This window comes from Cohnella sp. GCM10012308 (genome assembly GCF_042649185.1).
Taxonomy (GTDB): domain Bacteria; phylum Bacillota; class Bacilli; order Paenibacillales; family Paenibacillaceae; genus Cohnella.
The window spans coordinates 41,109-56,899 of record NZ_JBHRYU010000002.1; the positions used below are offsets into that span (position 1 = coordinate 41,109).

16 protein-coding genes and 1 other annotated feature are annotated in these 15,791 nt (G+C 61.2%); all 16 genes read right to left on the minus strand.

Translation table 11 applies throughout. The features are described from left to right. Positions 1-2,067 carry a LysM peptidoglycan-binding domain-containing protein gene (locus tag ACFOTD_RS03485; protein WP_378115781.1) on the minus strand — a complete coding sequence of 689 codons (2,067 nt, stop codon included), beginning with the start codon at positions 2,065-2,067 and terminating at the stop codon, positions 1-3. A gap of 177 nt (positions 2,068-2,244) precedes the next feature. Further along, complete coding sequence (locus tag ACFOTD_RS03490) at positions 2,245-2,436, minus strand: type II toxin-antitoxin system antitoxin (protein ID WP_378115783.1); 192 nt, start codon at positions 2,434-2,436, stop codon at positions 2,245-2,247. Between the two features lie 12 nt (positions 2,437-2,448). After that, positions 2,449-3,321, minus strand: coding sequence for an SPFH domain-containing protein (locus ACFOTD_RS03495; protein ID WP_378115785.1), 873 nt, complete (start codon positions 3,319-3,321; stop codon positions 2,449-2,451). A 793-nt stretch (positions 3,322-4,114) separates the two neighbouring features. Beyond that, on the minus strand, positions 4,115-4,996 hold the full coding sequence (ilvE, locus tag ACFOTD_RS03500) for a branched-chain-amino-acid transaminase (RefSeq protein WP_378115786.1): 882 nt from the start codon (positions 4,994-4,996) through the stop codon (positions 4,115-4,117). A gap of 24 nt (positions 4,997-5,020) precedes the next feature. Then, positions 5,021-5,917 (minus strand): prephenate dehydratase, encoded by an 897-nt coding sequence (gene pheA / locus ACFOTD_RS03505; RefSeq protein WP_378115788.1) that lies wholly within the window; start codon positions 5,915-5,917, stop codon positions 5,021-5,023. Beyond that, entirely contained in the window at positions 5,914-6,924 is a 1,011-nt protein-coding gene (gene thrB / locus ACFOTD_RS03510) for a homoserine kinase (protein ID WP_378115790.1), read from the minus strand. Before thrB ends, pheA begins: the two co-directional genes overlap by 4 nt. A gap of 45 nt (positions 6,925-6,969) precedes the next feature. After that, entirely contained in the window at positions 6,970-8,256 is a 1,287-nt protein-coding gene (locus tag ACFOTD_RS03515) for a homoserine dehydrogenase (RefSeq protein ID WP_378115792.1), read from the minus strand. A 62-nt stretch (positions 8,257-8,318) separates the two neighbouring features. Beyond that, positions 8,319-8,756, minus strand: a complete 438-nt coding sequence (locus ACFOTD_RS03520) for an ACT domain-containing protein (RefSeq protein WP_378115794.1) — start codon at positions 8,754-8,756, stop codon at positions 8,319-8,321. A 171-nt stretch (positions 8,757-8,927) separates the two neighbouring features. Next, positions 8,928-10,271, minus strand: coding sequence for a GTPase ObgE (gene obgE / locus ACFOTD_RS03525; RefSeq protein WP_378115796.1), 1,344 nt, complete (start codon positions 10,269-10,271; stop codon positions 8,928-8,930). A gap of 52 nt (positions 10,272-10,323) precedes the next feature. Further along, a complete protein-coding gene (locus tag ACFOTD_RS03530; RefSeq protein ID WP_378115798.1) occupies positions 10,324-11,097 on the minus strand; it encodes a Spo0B domain-containing protein in 774 nt (257 codons plus the stop codon). A 123-nt stretch (positions 11,098-11,220) separates the two neighbouring features. Then, positions 11,221-11,529 carry a 50S ribosomal protein L27 gene (gene rpmA / locus ACFOTD_RS03535; RefSeq protein ID WP_090115598.1) on the minus strand — a complete coding sequence of 103 codons (309 nt, stop codon included), beginning with the start codon at positions 11,527-11,529 and terminating at the stop codon, positions 11,221-11,223. Between the two features lie 25 nt (positions 11,530-11,554). Next, positions 11,555-11,872, minus strand: coding sequence for a ribosomal-processing cysteine protease Prp (locus tag ACFOTD_RS03540; RefSeq protein ID WP_378115800.1), 318 nt, complete (start codon positions 11,870-11,872; stop codon positions 11,555-11,557). A gap of 10 nt (positions 11,873-11,882) precedes the next feature. Continuing rightward, entirely contained in the window at positions 11,883-12,194 is a 312-nt protein-coding gene (gene rplU / locus ACFOTD_RS03545; protein WP_090115596.1) for a 50S ribosomal protein L21, read from the minus strand. 11 nt (positions 12,195-12,205) lie between these two features. Beyond that, positions 12,206-12,290 (minus strand) — a sequence feature (ribosomal protein L21 leader region). Between the two features lie 77 nt (positions 12,291-12,367). Then, a complete protein-coding gene (locus ACFOTD_RS03550) occupies positions 12,368-13,603 on the minus strand; it encodes an Rne/Rng family ribonuclease (protein ID WP_378115803.1) in 1,236 nt (411 codons plus the stop codon). Between the two features lie 80 nt (positions 13,604-13,683). After that, a complete protein-coding gene (locus tag ACFOTD_RS03555; RefSeq protein WP_378115805.1) occupies positions 13,684-14,559 on the minus strand; it encodes a M50 family metallopeptidase in 876 nt (291 codons plus the stop codon). Then, a complete protein-coding gene (locus ACFOTD_RS03560) occupies positions 14,552-15,757 on the minus strand; it encodes a peptidoglycan DD-metalloendopeptidase family protein (protein ID WP_378115807.1) in 1,206 nt (401 codons plus the stop codon). Before ACFOTD_RS03560 ends, ACFOTD_RS03555 begins: the two co-directional genes overlap by 8 nt. Positions 15,758-15,791 lie beyond the last annotated feature (34 nt).

A 15,791-nucleotide genomic window follows, 5' to 3' on the forward strand; every position in this document is an offset into this window, starting at 1 on the left:
TTACCACTTGATCCAAGGAAGGCTCTTCCGGCTCTTGGGGGCGGACGCTACGCGCGCCTGATTTTTGCCGGCCGAGGAAGACGCTACGCGCTTGGCCGATCCCGTGCCGGAACTCGCCGTTCCTTGCCGCTGAGCGGATGAACGGGCCGTCTTGGCGACGCCGATTTTCGGCTTGGCTTCAATTTCCGAATCGCCTTCGTCCGCGAAACGGTCGCTTTCCTCATCGTTTTCCGCATCGCTCCCCGCCGTTGCATACGCCAGATCCTTGTTGGCCGCGTCGATGGCGCCGCCGGCCAGCGGATACTGGACGAAGCCGAAGCCGTCCCGGTAAGGCAGCGAGTATTCGGTCGCGAACGGCTGCGCGCCGTAGCCGGCCGTCAGCGCGAACCGCGGATCGTAGCCATAGCCGTAAGGACTCGCGGCAGGACCGACGGCAGCCGGCGATACCGCGCCCGGTGAGACAGCATTGGGGGCATAGCCCGTTGAAACGGGAGATACGGCAGTGTGAACCGGCATGACGCCGCTCGGGTAACCGTAACCGGACGTGTGTACCGGAGATATCGCCGCAGCAGGGGAGACTGGCGTTCCTGCGCACGGATGGCATGGCGCCTGGCCCCATCCGGTCTGCATGCCGCCGAGTCCTCCCAGATGACCCGGGATGCCTCCCTCGAGTCCGCCCAGATAGCCGGGGAGACCGCCGCTCAAGCCGCCCAGATTACCCTGTATGCCGCCTTCAATGCCGCCAAGCTGGCCGGGAATGCCGCCCTCGAGGCCACCGAGGTGCCCCGTGATGCCGCCTTCGAGTCCGCCCAGATTGCCGGGAAGACCGCCGCTCAAGCCGCCCAGATTGCCCGGAATGCCGCCTTCAATCCCGCCAAGCTGGCCAGGAATGCCGCCCTCAAGGCCTCCGATTTGCCCGGGGATCCCCCCTTCAAGTCCGCCGATCTGGCCCGGATACGCGGGTATGCCTCCCACGAGCGGTCCGATGCCGCCTCCGCAAGGCACGCCGGCATACGGCTGCATGCTCGCAGGGGAAACGGCGGTACCGTAACCGTTATAACCTTGTACGGCGGCGGGACTTACCGCGCCATAACTATTAGGCATGACGCTCGCCGGTCCGACTGCGCTGTAGCTATTCGGCATTGCGCTCGCCGGACTAACGGCGCTGTAACTATTCGGCTTGGCAGTCGCAGGGCTGACGTCGCCAAAATTGTAGGGCATGGAAGTCGCGGGACTGACGAAGGCGTTGTGGCTTTGACCGTAGCCGTATCCCTGATTCGCGGCTGGTCCCGTTGCGGCTGGGGACACCGTTTCGTGCCCGTGCCCGTAACTCGTGTGACCGTACCCGACCGGCGCCGTCGATGCTTCAACGGCAGGCTGCGGCATTTGCAGGAACAGGTCAGACGTTTGCTGATACGTGGTCATGTAGACCGGATATTGCTCATGCACAGTCGGCGCCGGCGGCGGGGGCTCGGGCATCTGGACTACGATCGGAGCCATGACTTGCGGCGGCTGCACGACCGGCACGGGTGCCGTGCTGGGCTTTTCGGTCACGGCAGGCATGACAGCCGTGCTTGGCTTCTCCGTCGCGCCGGGCAGAACTGCCGTGCTGGGCTTTTCCATAGAACCGGGCATGACCGCCGTGTTCGGCTTTCCTCCGGCGGCAGGCATAGCGCCCGTTTCCGGCTTGCCATGATGTTGGTGATGTTGCTGCATTTCTTCCGATGCGCCCGTGCCTTGGGTAGGCAGCTTCGGAATGTGCACGACTTGGCCCGTCAAAAGCGCGCTCGGATTGACGATCTGCGGATTGGCCGCGATCAGGTCCGCCAATGGCACTTGGTACGTTTTCGACAGCTTCCACATCGTATCGCCCTGCTGGATCGTATAATCCTGAGCGATCTCGTACTGCTTTTGGCCCGGCTTGGGTATGCGTATCTTGGCGCCTACCTCGATCTCGTCCGGATTCGCGATGTCCGTGTTGGCAGCGATCAGCTCGTCAAGAGACAAGCCGTATTTCTTAGCCAAGTTGTACAGCGTGTCACCGCTTTTGGCGATATGGATCTTCACTCGGTTCCCTCCCGGTGGCTGAACTCTCGCGTGCAGGCTGCCGCCCCCGCGCAATCCTTACATCCTATGCAGGAGCTGGGCATTTGACATCCCTTCGGCAAAAAAACATAGGCGAACCGGAACGCATCGCTCCGGTTCGCCTATTCGCGCGCCGGCGATCGCCGGCCACTATCGTCGCTAGGATTGGTCCGACTCCGTCGGCGGTTCGGGGCGGCTCTTCAGCCGGCCCGATTTGCGGAGCGCCTCCCGCAGCAGATACTCCATGTGCGCGTTGACGCTGCGGAATTCATCCGCCGCCCATCGTTCGAGCGCGGCATAAATCTCGGGATCGAGTCGAAGGGGATAGGCCTTCTTCGGTTTGGACGACATCGCCGCGCAGCCTTAGCCGTACAGCGTGCCCGTGTTGATGACCGGCGTCGCCGCACGGTCGGACACGATCGCGACCATCAGATTGTTGATCATCGCCGCGCGCCGCTCCGCGTCGAGCTCGATCCCGTTTTCTACAAGCTGCCGCAGCGCCGCATCCACCATAAAGACGGCGCCTTCGACGATCTTCGCCCGCGCAGCGATTATGGCGATGGCCTGCTGGCGCTGCAGCATGGCGCTGGCGATCTCCGGCGCATAGGCCAGGTGGGTCAGCCGGGTCTCGAGCACTTCGATGCCCGCAACGTGAAGCCTGTTCTGCAGCTCGGCCGACAATTCCGAAGCCACCTCGTCCGAATTGCCCCGCAGCGATTGGCCCGGCTCGTCGGTAAACGTGTCGTAAGCATACTTGGCCGCCGTGTGCCGGATCGACGTCTCGCTCGTCAGCTCCACGAACCGTTCGTAATCGTCCACGTCGAACACCGCTTTGGCCGTATCCGATACGCGGAATACGACCACGGCGCCGATCTCGATCGGATTGCCCTCCGCGTCGTTAACTTTCAGGGTATTGCTCGTGAAGTTGCGAACCTTGAGCGACACTCGTCTCTTGACGGTAAACGGAAGCACCATCCATAGACCGCTGCGCGATACCGTGCCGATATAGCTTCCGAAAAAGGTGATGACCTTGGCCTGGTTCGGCTGTACGATCGTCAGCGAGCTTAGGATGACCATGGCGAGCAGCAGCAGCGCGATGCCGAGACCGATTAAACCTCCCTCGGGCTCCGCTTGATCGCCTCCAATGACCATTAGCGCGATACCGCCTGCCAGCGAGGCCAGACATAACAGCAAAGCCAAAAATCCATTCATATGCCAAGCGCGTTTTTCCTTCATAGCGGCCTCTCCCATTCACTTTGATTTTATTTTTATATTATTATGATATCACTTTTGTAAGCATATGTAAATGCATCCTGACGATGAGCAAGAATAAAAATGAGGGAAGGATTGGAGGCTACAAAGTAACGGCTAACTTCAGAAATGATAGATTCTGGCGAGGACTAAAATATCAATGTCTCCTTGAACGCGAAACGAGCCTTAGAAGCGATTCAGCAGGCTCGTTTTTGCATTACTTATGCTGTTTCGCTCCGCAATTGGAAATTTTCAGTGGAATTCGAACCGGCGTCGCCCGGAATGCCTATCAGCGCTCGCCCAACAGCCGTTCCGACGGGCCGGCTTATCGCCGTCAGCGCCGTATTGACGCCGCAATTCCTGCAAATATACATCCTTTTTTGCCGATTTCGAACCTTTTGCACAGAATAACTGCAAAAGCGCAGTTATTTCCTAGATCAGACAGATTTTCAGCTTGTGCTTTGCATTTACCTGCACATTTGCAGGAATTTCTCTAAATAGCACGAGCCGATAGAAAATACCTGCACAAATGCAGCTTTTGGGGACCGCCAACCATCCGTAAAGCTCCGAGCTTTCGTCACTTACAGCAAGACCCGGCGCTTTCGTCACTTACAGCAAGATCCGACTCTAGTCTCTCCGGCATGGATGGTTTTCTCGCTTAAAGCGACGGCTCTTTCCAATACCCCACTTTCTCGCTTACAGCACTCCCCGACACCCTCGTCGCTTCCGTAACTAAAAAAACGGCCGCCCGCATCGCGAGCGCCGTCTCTTGATCGACTTATCCATATACTTTGACACCTTCGACTGTAACGATCTTGCGGAATTCGTCCAGCAGCCGGCTGGTCAGAGGCCCTGCGCGGCCTTCGCCGATGATGCGTCCGTCCACCTCGCGCACCGCGATGACTTCGGCGGCCGTCCCCGTAAAAAACACTTCGTCGGCCGTATAGACGTCATGCAGCGTAAACGGCTCCTCGCGCAGCGGCAGCCCGAGCTTCGCGCACAGCCCGATGATGGCGCCCCGGGTGATGCCCTCGAGCGCGCCGATATAACACGGCGGCGTGTAGACGGCGCCTCTTTTCACGATAAAAATATTGTCGCTCGAACCCTCGGCCACGTAACCTTGCGAGTTGAGCATGATCGCTTCGCCGACGCCCGCCAGGTTCGCCTGGATTTTCACGAGAATGTTGTTCAGGTAGTTCAGCGATTTGATCTTCGGATTGAGCGCGTCCGGCAGATTGCGGCGCGGACTGACCGATACCGAGCGCAGGCCGTCCCGGTATGCCTCCTCCGGATAGATCGCGAGCTGCTCTACGATGATGACGACGAACGCTTCCGGACAACGGAGCGGATCGAGCCCGAGATTGCCGGGTCCGCGGGAGACGATGAGTCGAATATAGCCGTCCTGCAGGCCGTTCCGCCGGATCGTCTCGCAGAGCGCGTCTTCCATCTGCGTCATGCTGAGCGGAATGTTCAGCATGATCGACTTGGCCGAATCGTAGAGACGCTCCAGGTGTTCCCGGCATCTGAATATATTGCCGCCGTAGATGCGGATGCCTTCAAAAATGCCGTCGCCATAGAGGAAGCCGTGGTCGTACACCGAAATCTTGGCGTCTTCTTTTTTCACATATTGCCCGTTCAAATAAATCCATTGCTCAGACATGCCTCAGGACACCTCCGGAAATGTTCAACCTTCGAATGGGAAACTGGGATAAGAGCCGAGAATGCGGACCTGACAGCCGATCGCCTCGATCTCTGCGATGGCCGCCGGCAGGAGAACCGTGTCCAGCGACATTTCGATGTCGATCCAGAAGTAGTAGCTGCCCAGCTTCTTCTTCGTCGGACGCGACTCGATACGCGACAAGTTGATCTTACGCCACGAAAACGCCGATAGCACTTGATGCAGCGCGCCGGGATAATCCTCGGGCAGCGTGATGAGAATGCTCGTCTTGTGCTTCGGCGCCGCAGCCGATTCGTACACGCGATGACCGACGAGCAGAAAACGAGTGTAGTTGTTGTCGTGGTCGGTCACGGCCTCCTGCAGCAGGTCCAATCCGTAATCCGCCGCTGCCGTGCGCGTGCCGATCGCCGCCCATCCGCGCCCCGGATTGTCGTGCACGGTGCGGATCGCTTCGGCCGTGCTCGAAAGCGTCTCGAGCTCCGCATGCGGGATATGCGCACGGATGAACTCGTAGCATTGTGCCATCGCTACCGGATGGCTGAAAATCTTGACGATCTTGGCGGGATCCCAAGCCCTCGCCGATTCCTGCTCTCCCTGACCGACCGCGGCCAGTTCGTCAAGGCGACCGACCAGATTCTGTACGGCAGGAAATACCCACTCCGCCCGGATCGGCAGTTCGACTTCGTGAACGAGCCAATCCGTGTGGAGGCTGACGGAGCCGTCGATCGTATTTTCGATCGGGATGACGCTCCAGTCCGTCGCGTCGCCGGCCGTCGACTTGAAAACGTCCGCGATCAACTTGTGATAGCGAAGATCGACCTCGCGGTCGCGGAAAAAATAGCGGGCCGCCTCGTCGGAAAACGTCCCCTTCGGGAGCACCGCCGCGCTCGGTAAGCGATTCATGGCCGCACCTCCGTTCCCATCGGGGACGGCAGCACGGCGTCAGGCGCCGCGCGGAAATCCGTATCGCCCGTTTGCAAGAGGCGAACCGACGGTCCGCTCAGATCGGGAACAAGCCATCTCAGCTCCGCTTGAACCCCGGCCTCCGCCAGCGCCTCGCGAACGAAAGTCTCGAGCCCTTGTGCGTCCGCATCGGCTTCGGCGAGCGCGAGCAGCGTAGGCCCGGCGCCGGACAACACCGCGCCGAGCGCCCCGCGCTCCGGCGCCTCGCGCAGCACGCGCTCCATGCCTGGAATAAGCGGCGCCCGGTAAGGTTGGTGCAGCTTGTCCCGCAAGGCATGGCGCAGCACGTCGAGCCTGCCCGTTGCGAGCGCAGCCGTCAACAACGAGCTGTGCGCCACGTTGAATACCGCGTCTTCCCGCGCCACCTGCCGGGGCAGCACGCCGCGAGCGGACTTGGTCGCCAGCTCGAAGGCCGGGATCGCCGCAAGGAAGCGCAAAGCTGCGGGCGGGTCGAATCGAACCGCTGCGGCCCGCTGCCCGTCCCATGCCGCTGCGATCATGCCGCCGTAGATCGAAGCGCCGACATTGTCCGGATGCCTCTCAAGGGCGGTCGCCATCTGGAACAGATCGTCCTGGGTCAGCGGCTCGCCGATCAACGCATTCGCCGCTACGAGCGCGCCGACGATCGCGGATGCGCTGCTCCCGAGACCGCGCGTCAGCGGAATGTCGCTGCGGATGCCGATCGCCAGCTCAGGAAGCTCGACGCCGGCTCTGGCGAATACCGACTGCGCGACCTCGTAGATCAGATTGCTCTTATCCCGCGCGACGCCTTCTAGATGATCGCCGTGCAGCGTGACGACCGTCCGCTCCGCCGGCGCCAGGTCGACCCAGGCGTAAAGCGACAGCGCCATGCCCAAGCTGTCGAAGCCCGGTCCGAGATTCGCGGTGCTGGCGGGTACGCGAACGACGACGCGGTCGGCCGCGGGACGTGTTGCCTTATCCGTCATTGTATTTCTTACCCCTCTCCAGATTCACTGCCGCAAAGCCGCTCATTATCCTTCGACGCGATAGACGCTTTTGATCGTCTTGACCGCAGGCAGCTCTTCGAACGCCTTTTGCACGGCCTTCATCGAAGCCTTGTCTGCCGCATGCGTGGAAATAATCAGCTGCGCGCCCTGCTGGTCCGGCGTGACGGGCTGCATGACGGATTCGATGCTGACATCGTATTTCGAGAAAACCTGGGCGATCTGCATCAAAACGCCGGCCCGGTCTTCGACATGCAATAGCATAAAGTACTTCGAAGCGATCTGCTCGTCGGTCTTGAGCTTCTTTTCCTTGTACGAAAGGGAGGCTTGACGTCCGTTGACGCCGAGCTTCATGTTCTTGACGACGGCCACGAGATCGGCCACGATGGACGTCGCCGTCGGCATCTCGCCGGCGCCGGGTCCGTAGAACATCGTCTCGCCGACCGCTTCGCCGTGCACGTAGACCGCGTTGAATACGCCGTTCACGGAGGCGATCGGGTGGCTGCGGCGCACGAGCGTCGGCTGCACGCTGACGCTGATGTAATCGTCCTGGCGCTCGGCGATGCCGAGCAGCTTGATCTCGCAGCCCAGCTGATGCGCGTAGCGAATGTCCTCTTGCGTAACGGCGCTGATGCCGCGCACGTCCACGTCCTCAAGCGCCACGTTCGCGCGGAAGCCCAGCGTCGACAGGATCGTCATCTTGCGCGCGGCGTCGAGCCCTTCGACGTCGGACGTCGGATCGGCCTCCGCATAACCGAGTGCCTGCGCTTCCTTCAGAACGTCCTGATAGTCGGCGCCCTCTTGGCTCATCTTGGTCAAGATATAGTTGGTCGTCCCGTTGACGATGCCCATGATCTTCGTGATCCGGTCCGAAGAGAAGCCTTCGATTAGCGTCCGGATAATCGGAATGCCGCCAGCCACGCTCGCTTCGTAAAATACGTCGCAGCCCTTCTCCTTGGCCTTGGCCAGAATCTCCTGGCCGTGCAGCGCCATTAGGTCCTTGTTCGCCGTGACGATATGCTTGCCCCGCTCAAGCGCCTCGAGCAGCAGCTCCTTGGTGGCGCCTACGCCGCCCATGACCTCGACGATAATGTCGATCTCCTCGTCGCGCACGAGCTCCCACGGATCTTCGGTCAGCTTCGAAGTATCGATGGCCACGCTGCGCGCCTTGGACGCGTCCTTGACCAGAATCTTCGCGATCTCGATCGGCGAGGCGACCTGGCTCTGCAGATCCGCCTGATGGCCCTCCACGATCCGGACGACGCCGGTGCCTACGGTGCCCAATCCCATCAATCCAACTTTTACCGGCTTCATAGCTTTTCTCCTCCGCTTCATGCTCTGCGAGCTCTTATTACGCATGGACCGCACCGCTTTCGTTAACTGCGGCCGACGACGGACGCACGCCGAACGCCGTCCAGCGCCTTTAGCCGCTCGACCAATTCGCCGATGCCGCCCGTCATTTGCGCCGCATCGATCGTTACGACGACGTTCGCCAAGCCTTGCAGCGGGATGGACTGCGTGATCGTAAGCACGTTGCCTCCGCTGTCCGCAAGCAGCGCCAGCATCCTCGACAGAATGCCCGACCGATGCTCCAGATCGATCGACAGCGTCGCGATCGACTCCCGGGCAGCCTGGTCGAGCGCATATACGCCGTCTTTGTACTTGTAAAAAGCACTGCGGCTAATGCCCGCCCGCTCGGCCGCTTCGTTAATCGTAGCCGCTTCGCCGCGCCGCAGCATCGCCTTCGCCTGCTCGGCCCTGCGCATGCCTTCGGGCAGCAGGTCCTCTCGGACCGCGTAATATTGCTCCGCCATTCCCCGTCCTCCTAGGAAAGACGCATGTTTGTGTATAGTGGACATTATATCCGATCGGCACCGGGGCGGCAATAGTCGAATGGCATTAAAAAAAGCCTTATCTCCCGCCGCGCGAACGCCGGCTGGCGATAAGACTCCGTGCCAAGCGCTGTTCGAGTGGACGCCAAGCGCTTATTCGTCTTCGTACAAATACTCTTGCTCGCCGCCTTCGAAAAACTCGAACTCGAATTCGCCGATCCGGATGACGTTGCCGTTTTTGGCTCCGCGCTTGCGAAGATCCGCGTCAAGCCCGATCTTGCGCATGATGCGCGCGAAGCGCATGACCGCTTCGTACGAGCCGAACTGCGTCCGCCTCAGCAGGCGCTCGATCGATTCGCCTTCGACGATGAACGTGTCGTTTTCCCGCGTGATCGTATAGTCGTGCACTTCCTCGCGGTGCTCCAGCCGGTACACGACGCCTTCGGCCTCTTCTGCTTCCCTTGCCTCCTGCGCGGCCAGCTCCGTCGGATCCGGTGCCGTTGCAAGCACTTCGGCCGTCTTGTACAGCAGCTCCGGCACGCCGGCTCGCGTGAGCGACGAGATCGGATACACTTCGATATCGGAACGAACTTCCGCGAGCTTGGCCTTGAACGCCGCCAGGTTCTCTTCGGATTCGGGCATGTCCATCTTGTTCGCCGCGACGATCTGCGGACGCTCGGTCAGCTTGAGATTGTAGAGCTTGAGCTCTTCGTTGATCTTGACCCAGTCTTCAAAAGGATCGCGTCCCTCGAGGCCGGACATATCCACGACATGCACGATGACGCGGGTCCGCTCAACGTGCCGCAGAAACTCGTGGCCAAGCCCGACGCCCGCATGCGCGCCTTCGATCAGTCCGGGGAGATCCGCCATGACGAAGCTGTTCTCGTCGCCGAGTTCGACGACGCCGAGATTCGGCGTCAGCGTCGTGAAGTGATACGCGCCGATCTTCGGACGCGCGCCCGATACGACCGACAGAAGCGTCGATTTGCCGACGCTCGGAAATCCGACGAGGCCGACGTCCGCCATAACCTTCAGCTCCAGCGTCACCCAACGCTCCTTGCCTTCTTCTCCGTTTTCGGCGATGGCCGGCGCAGTGTTGACGGAGCTCTTGAAGCGCGTATTGCCGCGGCCGCCGCGGCCGCCTTTCGCGATGACGACGGCCTGGCCGTGCTGCGTCAGGTCGGCGATCATCTCGCCGGTGTCGTCGTCAAAGACGATCGTGCCGGGAGGCACGCGTACGATCATGTCGTCCGCATTGGCGCCGTGCTGGGACTTGTTGCGTCCCTTTTCTCCCCGCGTGGCCTTGAAGTGTTTTTGGTACCTGAAGTCCATGAGCGTACGGAGTCCTTCGTCGACCTTGAACACGACGTCGCCGCCATCTCCGCCGTCCCCGCCCGCGGGTCCGCCTTCGGGTACGTACAGCTCCCTGCGGAACGCGACGAGCCCGTCGCCGCCGTCCCCGCCTTTAACGTATATTTTTGCCTTGTCTACAAACATGTTGTGATCACTCTCGTTTCCGCTTCGATGAGCAGGCAATCTGAAAATGCGTTCACTCGATCGGCACGACGACCGTCAGCTTGCGTGCGCCTTCTTCCCCGTCTCCGTCAGCAGATGCGGATAACCGCGCACCGTCCGGCAGCGACTGCGACACGTCCTCGCGCAGGCTGCTCCAGGCGGACCAGCCGCCTTCGTACGATGTTGCGATACGCAGCTCGCCGCTCGCCTCCAAGAAGGCGATATGGAGCTTGTTTTCTTCGGCCGTTACGGCCGAAGCACGTATCCGGTAAGCATTGATGAGGCTAATGGCCGCCCGGGAGACGCGCTCCGGGCCCGCCGACGCGACGCAAGACGCCTGCAGGCTCTCGTCGACCCGGGCATCGAGCGTCATCGTATCGCAGAATGTTCGAAAGGAGAGCAGATATGCGGACAGCTCCGGGCTGCCGAGCCGCGATATGCGGCTGTCTCGCTCCATTTCTTCCTTTATTCTGTCCACGACCGCGATCGCCTTATCGATTTTTTGCATGCGCAGGTAGCCGTATAAAATCTGCAGCTCGTTCATCCAATCGTGTCGATGGTGGCTCAGCGTGCCGACGAGATCTTGGCGCGACTTGACGATGTCTCGCGAGGCGCGCTCCACCAGCCTGTCCGTTTCGCGCCTCAAGGCGCGCCGACAGATGATGCCTGCGACCAAGGCCGCAGCGACCGCCCAAACGAGAAACAGTACGACCGGCCACCATTGATCCCGCCACGCTACGACCGCGCAAGCCGGGATCAGGAGCGTCGCGGCAGCAAGCATTAAGCCGTAGGTTTTTTGTCCAGGCATCATTACTTTTCCCCGCTTTGGATACAGCCGACGCAGGCTGCCTTGTAAATGGCAGAAGCCGTATTCGTGTCCGTCTACGCAAAAACCCCGGCCACTACGCGCGGCCGGGGTTCTGGATGTCGATTATTCAAGTGCGGCGGCGACTGGCGCCACCGGAGCCGGATAGACGCTAACTTTCTTGCGATCGCGTCCCCAGCGCTCGAACTTCACGACGCCTTCGACAAGAGCGAACAGCGTGTCGTCCTTGCCGATGCCGACGTTGTTGCCCGGGTGGATCTTCGTGCCGCGTTGGCGAACGAGGATCGTGCCGCCCGTAACGGCTTGGCCGTCAGCGCGCTTCGCGCCCAGACGCTTGGATTGGCTATCGCGTCCGTTCTTCGTGGAACCTACGCCCTTCTTGGATGCGAAGAGCTGAAGATTGAGCTTCAACATGGTGTCAACCTCCTTCTGTGCATAATTATTGCTTGATCCGAACGTGCTTCGCGTATTCCTCCGCGATGTCCTCGAGCGCGACGACCATCCCTTCCAGCAGAAGCTGGGCGCGGTCGGAATCGACGCCCTCGGGAGGCATATCCGCGGAGAGAAAGCCCGACTTCACCTTAGCCTTCGGCACGATGCCGGTCAGGCGCTCGATGGCGTTGACAGCGCCGACCGTGACGGCCGACACGCCCGCGCATACGATATCCTTACCCGGATCGTCGTATCCCGCATGCCCGGATACTGCGAAGGACATGATCCGCTGCCGCTCGTCGCGGCGAATGTCGATCTTGATCATCCTGCGCCTCTTAAGCCTGGATGCTCTCGATCGTCACCTTGGTGTACGGTTGGCGATGGCCTTGCTTCTTGCGTTCGTTCTTCTTCGGTTTATAGTGGAAGACGATGATCTTCTCGCCCTTGACGTGCTTCTCAACCTTGCCCGTCACGCTAGCGCCGGACAGAAGCGGAGCTCCGGTAACGAAGCCCTTGTCGCTGGATACGGCCAGAACCTTGTCAAACGTAACGCTGTCGCCTTCGCCTGCGGAGAGCTTCTCCACGAAGATGACGTCGCCGGCTTGAACCTTGTATTGCTTGCCGCCAGTCTCGATAATCGCGTACATGTGTGCACCTCCCTCATTCTAAGACTCGCCTCATGGGGTGCCGGCCGCTTGAGCGTCCGGTCTTCGATACCCTTTGGAGTGCGGTTGTAGCTTGCAATTGACAGGAGCCCATTGCACGCACTAGAGTATTCTATCACAAGCAGTCGCCTGTGGCAACCTGTTTGTAACGGACTTCAACGCACGTACGTTCTGCCGGTTCCTTTGCAGGCGATACACGTCTCGTAAAAGTAGCTCATCAGATCGGCGCGGGTTTTCTTTCTCGTAATCTCGAGCAAGCCCAGCCTTGTCCAGCCTACGACCTGGCATTTGGTCCGGTCCAGCCGCATCGTGTCCTCGATCCGATCGACCACCCGTCTGCGATGCTCCTCGTCGGTCATATCGATAAAATCGACGATGACGATGCCTCCGATGTCGCGCAGGCGAAGCAATCGAGCGATCTCTGCGGCAGCTTCGAGATTCGTCTGAAAGACGGTCTCTTCAAGGTCGATCGCCCCCGTGTACCTGCCGGTATTGACGTCGATGACGGTCAACGCCTCCGTATGGTCGATAACCAGATACCCGCCGCTGCCAAGCGTCACGCGCCGCTGGAAAGCCCGGTCGATCTGCGACTTGATCCCATAATGCTCGTACAACGGCGCCGCTTCGGCATGGAGCCTGACGCGATGCTCGAGATGCGGCGCCGCTTGACGCAGATAAGCCCGCGCATCGCGGTAAGCGCGCTCGTCGTCGACGATCAGCGCCTCCATATCGGGCTTGAAGACATCCCTCACCGTCCGCTGCACGAGCCCGAAGTCGCGGTGAAGCTCCGCGGGCGCCTCGGCTCCCGCTCCCCGCTCCGAAATGTGGCGCCACACGTTGCGGAGCCCCTCCAGATCCCGCGCGAGCGATTCCCGCGATTCGCCTTCCGCGTTGGTCCGCAGAATAAGCCCTTCTCCCGTCTCCCGCAGCTCCTCGGCGAGTCCCTTGAGCCTGGCGCGCTCGTGCTCCTGCTCGATCTTTTTGGATACGCCAACGTAATCGGCGTGCGGCATATACACAAGACAACGGCCCGGCAGCGAATAGTGCGTCGTGATCCGCGCGCCTTTGCCTCCGAGCGGCTCCTTCATAATCTGTACGACGCGCCTGTCGCCCGGCTTCAGAAGCTCGGCGATGGAAGGCTTGGTCTTCGGCTGACGGTCCAGATGGGGATGAAGCACGTCGTCCACGTACAGGAAGGCGTTTTTGGGGAGCCCGATGTCGACGAACGCCGCCTGCATGCCGGGCAGGACATTAACGACGCGTCCCAAATAAATATTCCCGACCAGAGAGGTGCCTTCCGAGCGCTCGACGCTGAATTCGGTCAGCACGCCGTCTTCGAGAAGCGACGACTGGGTCACGTTGCGCGTGCAGTGAACGAAGAGCTGCTTCATGCCTACCTCCTGGGCGAACGGTCCCGCATTTCCCGGAGCAAGCGCTGCCGGGCTGCGGACGACAGCCGTTTTAACCCATTCTACATGAAAAAACGAAAATCCGCATTCCCTTCCGTCAAGCTGCCCAAAAAGCCGTCGATGACCTGTCCCTCGGGCAGGACGCGCGAGATTTTTCCGTGATCCATCATATAGACGAGATGGTAGCGCTCCTTCATGAGCAATCGGACGACGTGGGAAAGCTGGCGATGACGCGATACGACGATCGGCTGCGCCAGCGTCCCCGCATCGATCCGGCTCGAGGAGCGCTCCGCCCGGCGAACGAGAAAACGCAGGAAGACGAACGGCAGGTTGCGCATATAAGTCCAATTCGAAGCGAACAAAAACAAGCCGATTGCCAGCAAGTTAAGATGCACGAGTCCGCCATAAAGCGGCGGGGACATGGCGCCGAGGACGACAGCCCCGCTGAACAACAGGCTGATCCGGGCGCTCCATATAAGCGTGCGATGATAGGGGAAATGCAGACAAAACCAGCACTGCAGCAGCCGGCCGCCGTCCAGCGGCAGTACCGGCAACAAATTGAACGCTGCGATCAAGCCGCTCGCCCTGGCGAAATCCTCGGCCCAGAGCCGGTCGATAAGTCCGGCTTGGCCCAGCCCCCAAGCCGCCAAAGACAGCAGCGCATTAAAAGCAGGCCCCGCCGCGGCGACGAGCGCCTCCTCCCGCACCGGCACGGAGCCCGCTTCCTCCGTTTCGACGACGCCCCCGAACGGCAGCAGCTTGACCTCGCGGACCTTCCACCCGAAGCGAAGCGCAGTCCAGAGATGGGCAAGCTCGTGCAGCAAAACGATAAAAAAGAGGGCGATCATCTCCTGGAAGCGGCCGGTGAGCACGGAGAGCAGCATGAGGAGCACGAAGAGCGGGTGGAACCTGAAGACGATTCCCCCGAGTTTAATCAAAAGGAATCACTTCCTGCGGATCGAGCGGCTTGTCGCCCAGGCGAATCGCAAAATAGAGGGAGCGTACGCCTGCGCCGTCCGCAGCCGGACCTAGCGCGCCCAGCTTGCCTCCGGCCTCGACCCAGTCGTCCGCGCGAACCGACGCCGCGCTTACGCCCCCGTAGACGGTCACGATCCGCCCCGCATGCTGCACGAGCACGGTCGCGTCCCCCTGGGACGAGGACGTAACCTGGATGACTCTGCCGCTATGAACGGCGTTCACCGCGCTCCCCGGAGCGGCCTCGATCCTGACGCCGCTGCCGTTTTGCTTAAAATTCTCCGCAACGCGGCCTTGAACCGGGACGACCGTCGCTTGGCCGTCCCACTCCGCGGTCACTTCCTCCGCATCGTTGGTTCCATGGCGGAAAACGGGCAAGAAGGACGGCGAATCGCCGAATACGCGGCCGTACCAGGCTTCGGCGGCGGAGAAATCCATGTCCTGGGTCACCGCGAGCGTCATCCACGCCTCGGCTTCGCCGCGGCCCGGCAGATCCCAGTTGAGCCAGCCCCAGGCGGCGCCGTAGAGCAGCAGGGCGACGGCCGCCCGCCTGACGAATCCCCGTCGCAGCCTCGCAAGCATTCCGCGATCGTCGTAGCTCCGGCCGGGAGGCCGTCCCGCGCCAGGACCCGCGGGCTCGTTGTACCAAGGCGCGATCGGTATACTCCCTCCGTATAAGCCTGCGCCGCCGGAGACGCTGCCGGCATTTCCGCTCATAGAGCCTCCAATCGTTCCGCCTACGGCTCCTACTGCTGTTTCGCCTGCGATACCGCCGCCCCCATGCATGTTCGAAGCGCCCGCGATTCCTCCGGCAGAAAAGACGGTTCGGGCATTCCGGTCGTGTCCGATACCGGCGCCTGCAGCCGGAAGGTCTCCCAGCGTCTTCTCACCGCCGATGCGCAGGCTGCCGGCCGATCCGGCGCCCGCTGCGATCCCGTCGGTTTCGGCGCGCTTTCTCGTTTTAACGATCGGACTCCACGCCGCGCTCATCCGCAGCTGCCTCTGCCGTTCCTTCCACCACAGCTCGGGATCGGACTCCAGCTCCTCCGGCGAATACGGCCTGTACGCATAGGGCGCCGACGGCGCTCCGCCTCCGGGACCCGCGTCCCCCGCGGCTCTGCCCGTCCGTTCCGCCTCCCGCCTGTCCGGTTTCTTCGCCATGCCGAGCCCTCCTTGTCCTCTACTTCTAACACCT

Bases quoted from the DNA above. Each gene is read 5' to 3' on its own strand.
- obgE (WP_378115796.1), bottom strand. From the start codon at position 10,271: ATGTTTGTAGACAAGGCAAAAATATACGTTAAAGGCGGGGACGGCGGC.
- ACFOTD_RS03560 (WP_378115807.1), bottom strand. From the start codon at position 15,757: ATGGCGAAGAAACCGGACAGGCGGGAGGCGGAACGGACGGGCAGAGCC.
- ACFOTD_RS03515 (WP_378115792.1), bottom strand. From the start codon at position 8,256: ATGAAGCCGGTAAAAGTTGGATTGATGGGATTGGGCACCGTAGGCACC.
- ACFOTD_RS03495 (WP_378115785.1), bottom strand. From the start codon at position 3,321: ATGAAGGAAAAACGCGCTTGGCATATGAATGGATTTTTGGCTTTGCTG.
- ACFOTD_RS03490 (WP_378115783.1), bottom strand. From the start codon at position 2,436: ATGTCGTCCAAACCGAAGAAGGCCTATCCCCTTCGACTCGATCCCGAG.
- ACFOTD_RS03520 (WP_378115794.1), bottom strand. From the start codon at position 8,756: ATGGCGGAGCAATATTACGCGGTCCGAGAGGACCTGCTGCCCGAAGGC.
- rplU (WP_090115596.1), bottom strand. From the start codon at position 12,194: ATGTACGCGATTATCGAGACTGGCGGCAAGCAATACAAGGTTCAAGCC.
- ACFOTD_RS03550 (WP_378115803.1), bottom strand. From the start codon at position 13,603: ATGAAGCAGCTCTTCGTTCACTGCACGCGCAACGTGACCCAGTCGTCG.
- ilvE (WP_378115786.1), bottom strand. From the start codon at position 4,996: ATGTCTGAGCAATGGATTTATTTGAACGGGCAATATGTGAAAAAAGAA.
- ACFOTD_RS03530 (WP_378115798.1), bottom strand. From the start codon at position 11,097: ATGCCTGGACAAAAAACCTACGGCTTAATGCTTGCTGCCGCGACGCTC.
- pheA (WP_378115788.1), bottom strand. From the start codon at position 5,917: ATGAATCGCTTACCGAGCGCGGCGGTGCTCCCGAAGGGGACGTTTTCC.
- rpmA (WP_090115598.1), bottom strand. From the start codon at position 11,529: ATGTTGAAGCTCAATCTTCAGCTCTTCGCATCCAAGAAGGGCGTAGGT.
- thrB (WP_378115790.1), bottom strand. From the start codon at position 6,924: ATGACGGATAAGGCAACACGTCCCGCGGCCGACCGCGTCGTCGTTCGC.
- ACFOTD_RS03540 (WP_378115800.1), bottom strand. From the start codon at position 11,872: ATGATCAAGATCGACATTCGCCGCGACGAGCGGCAGCGGATCATGTCC.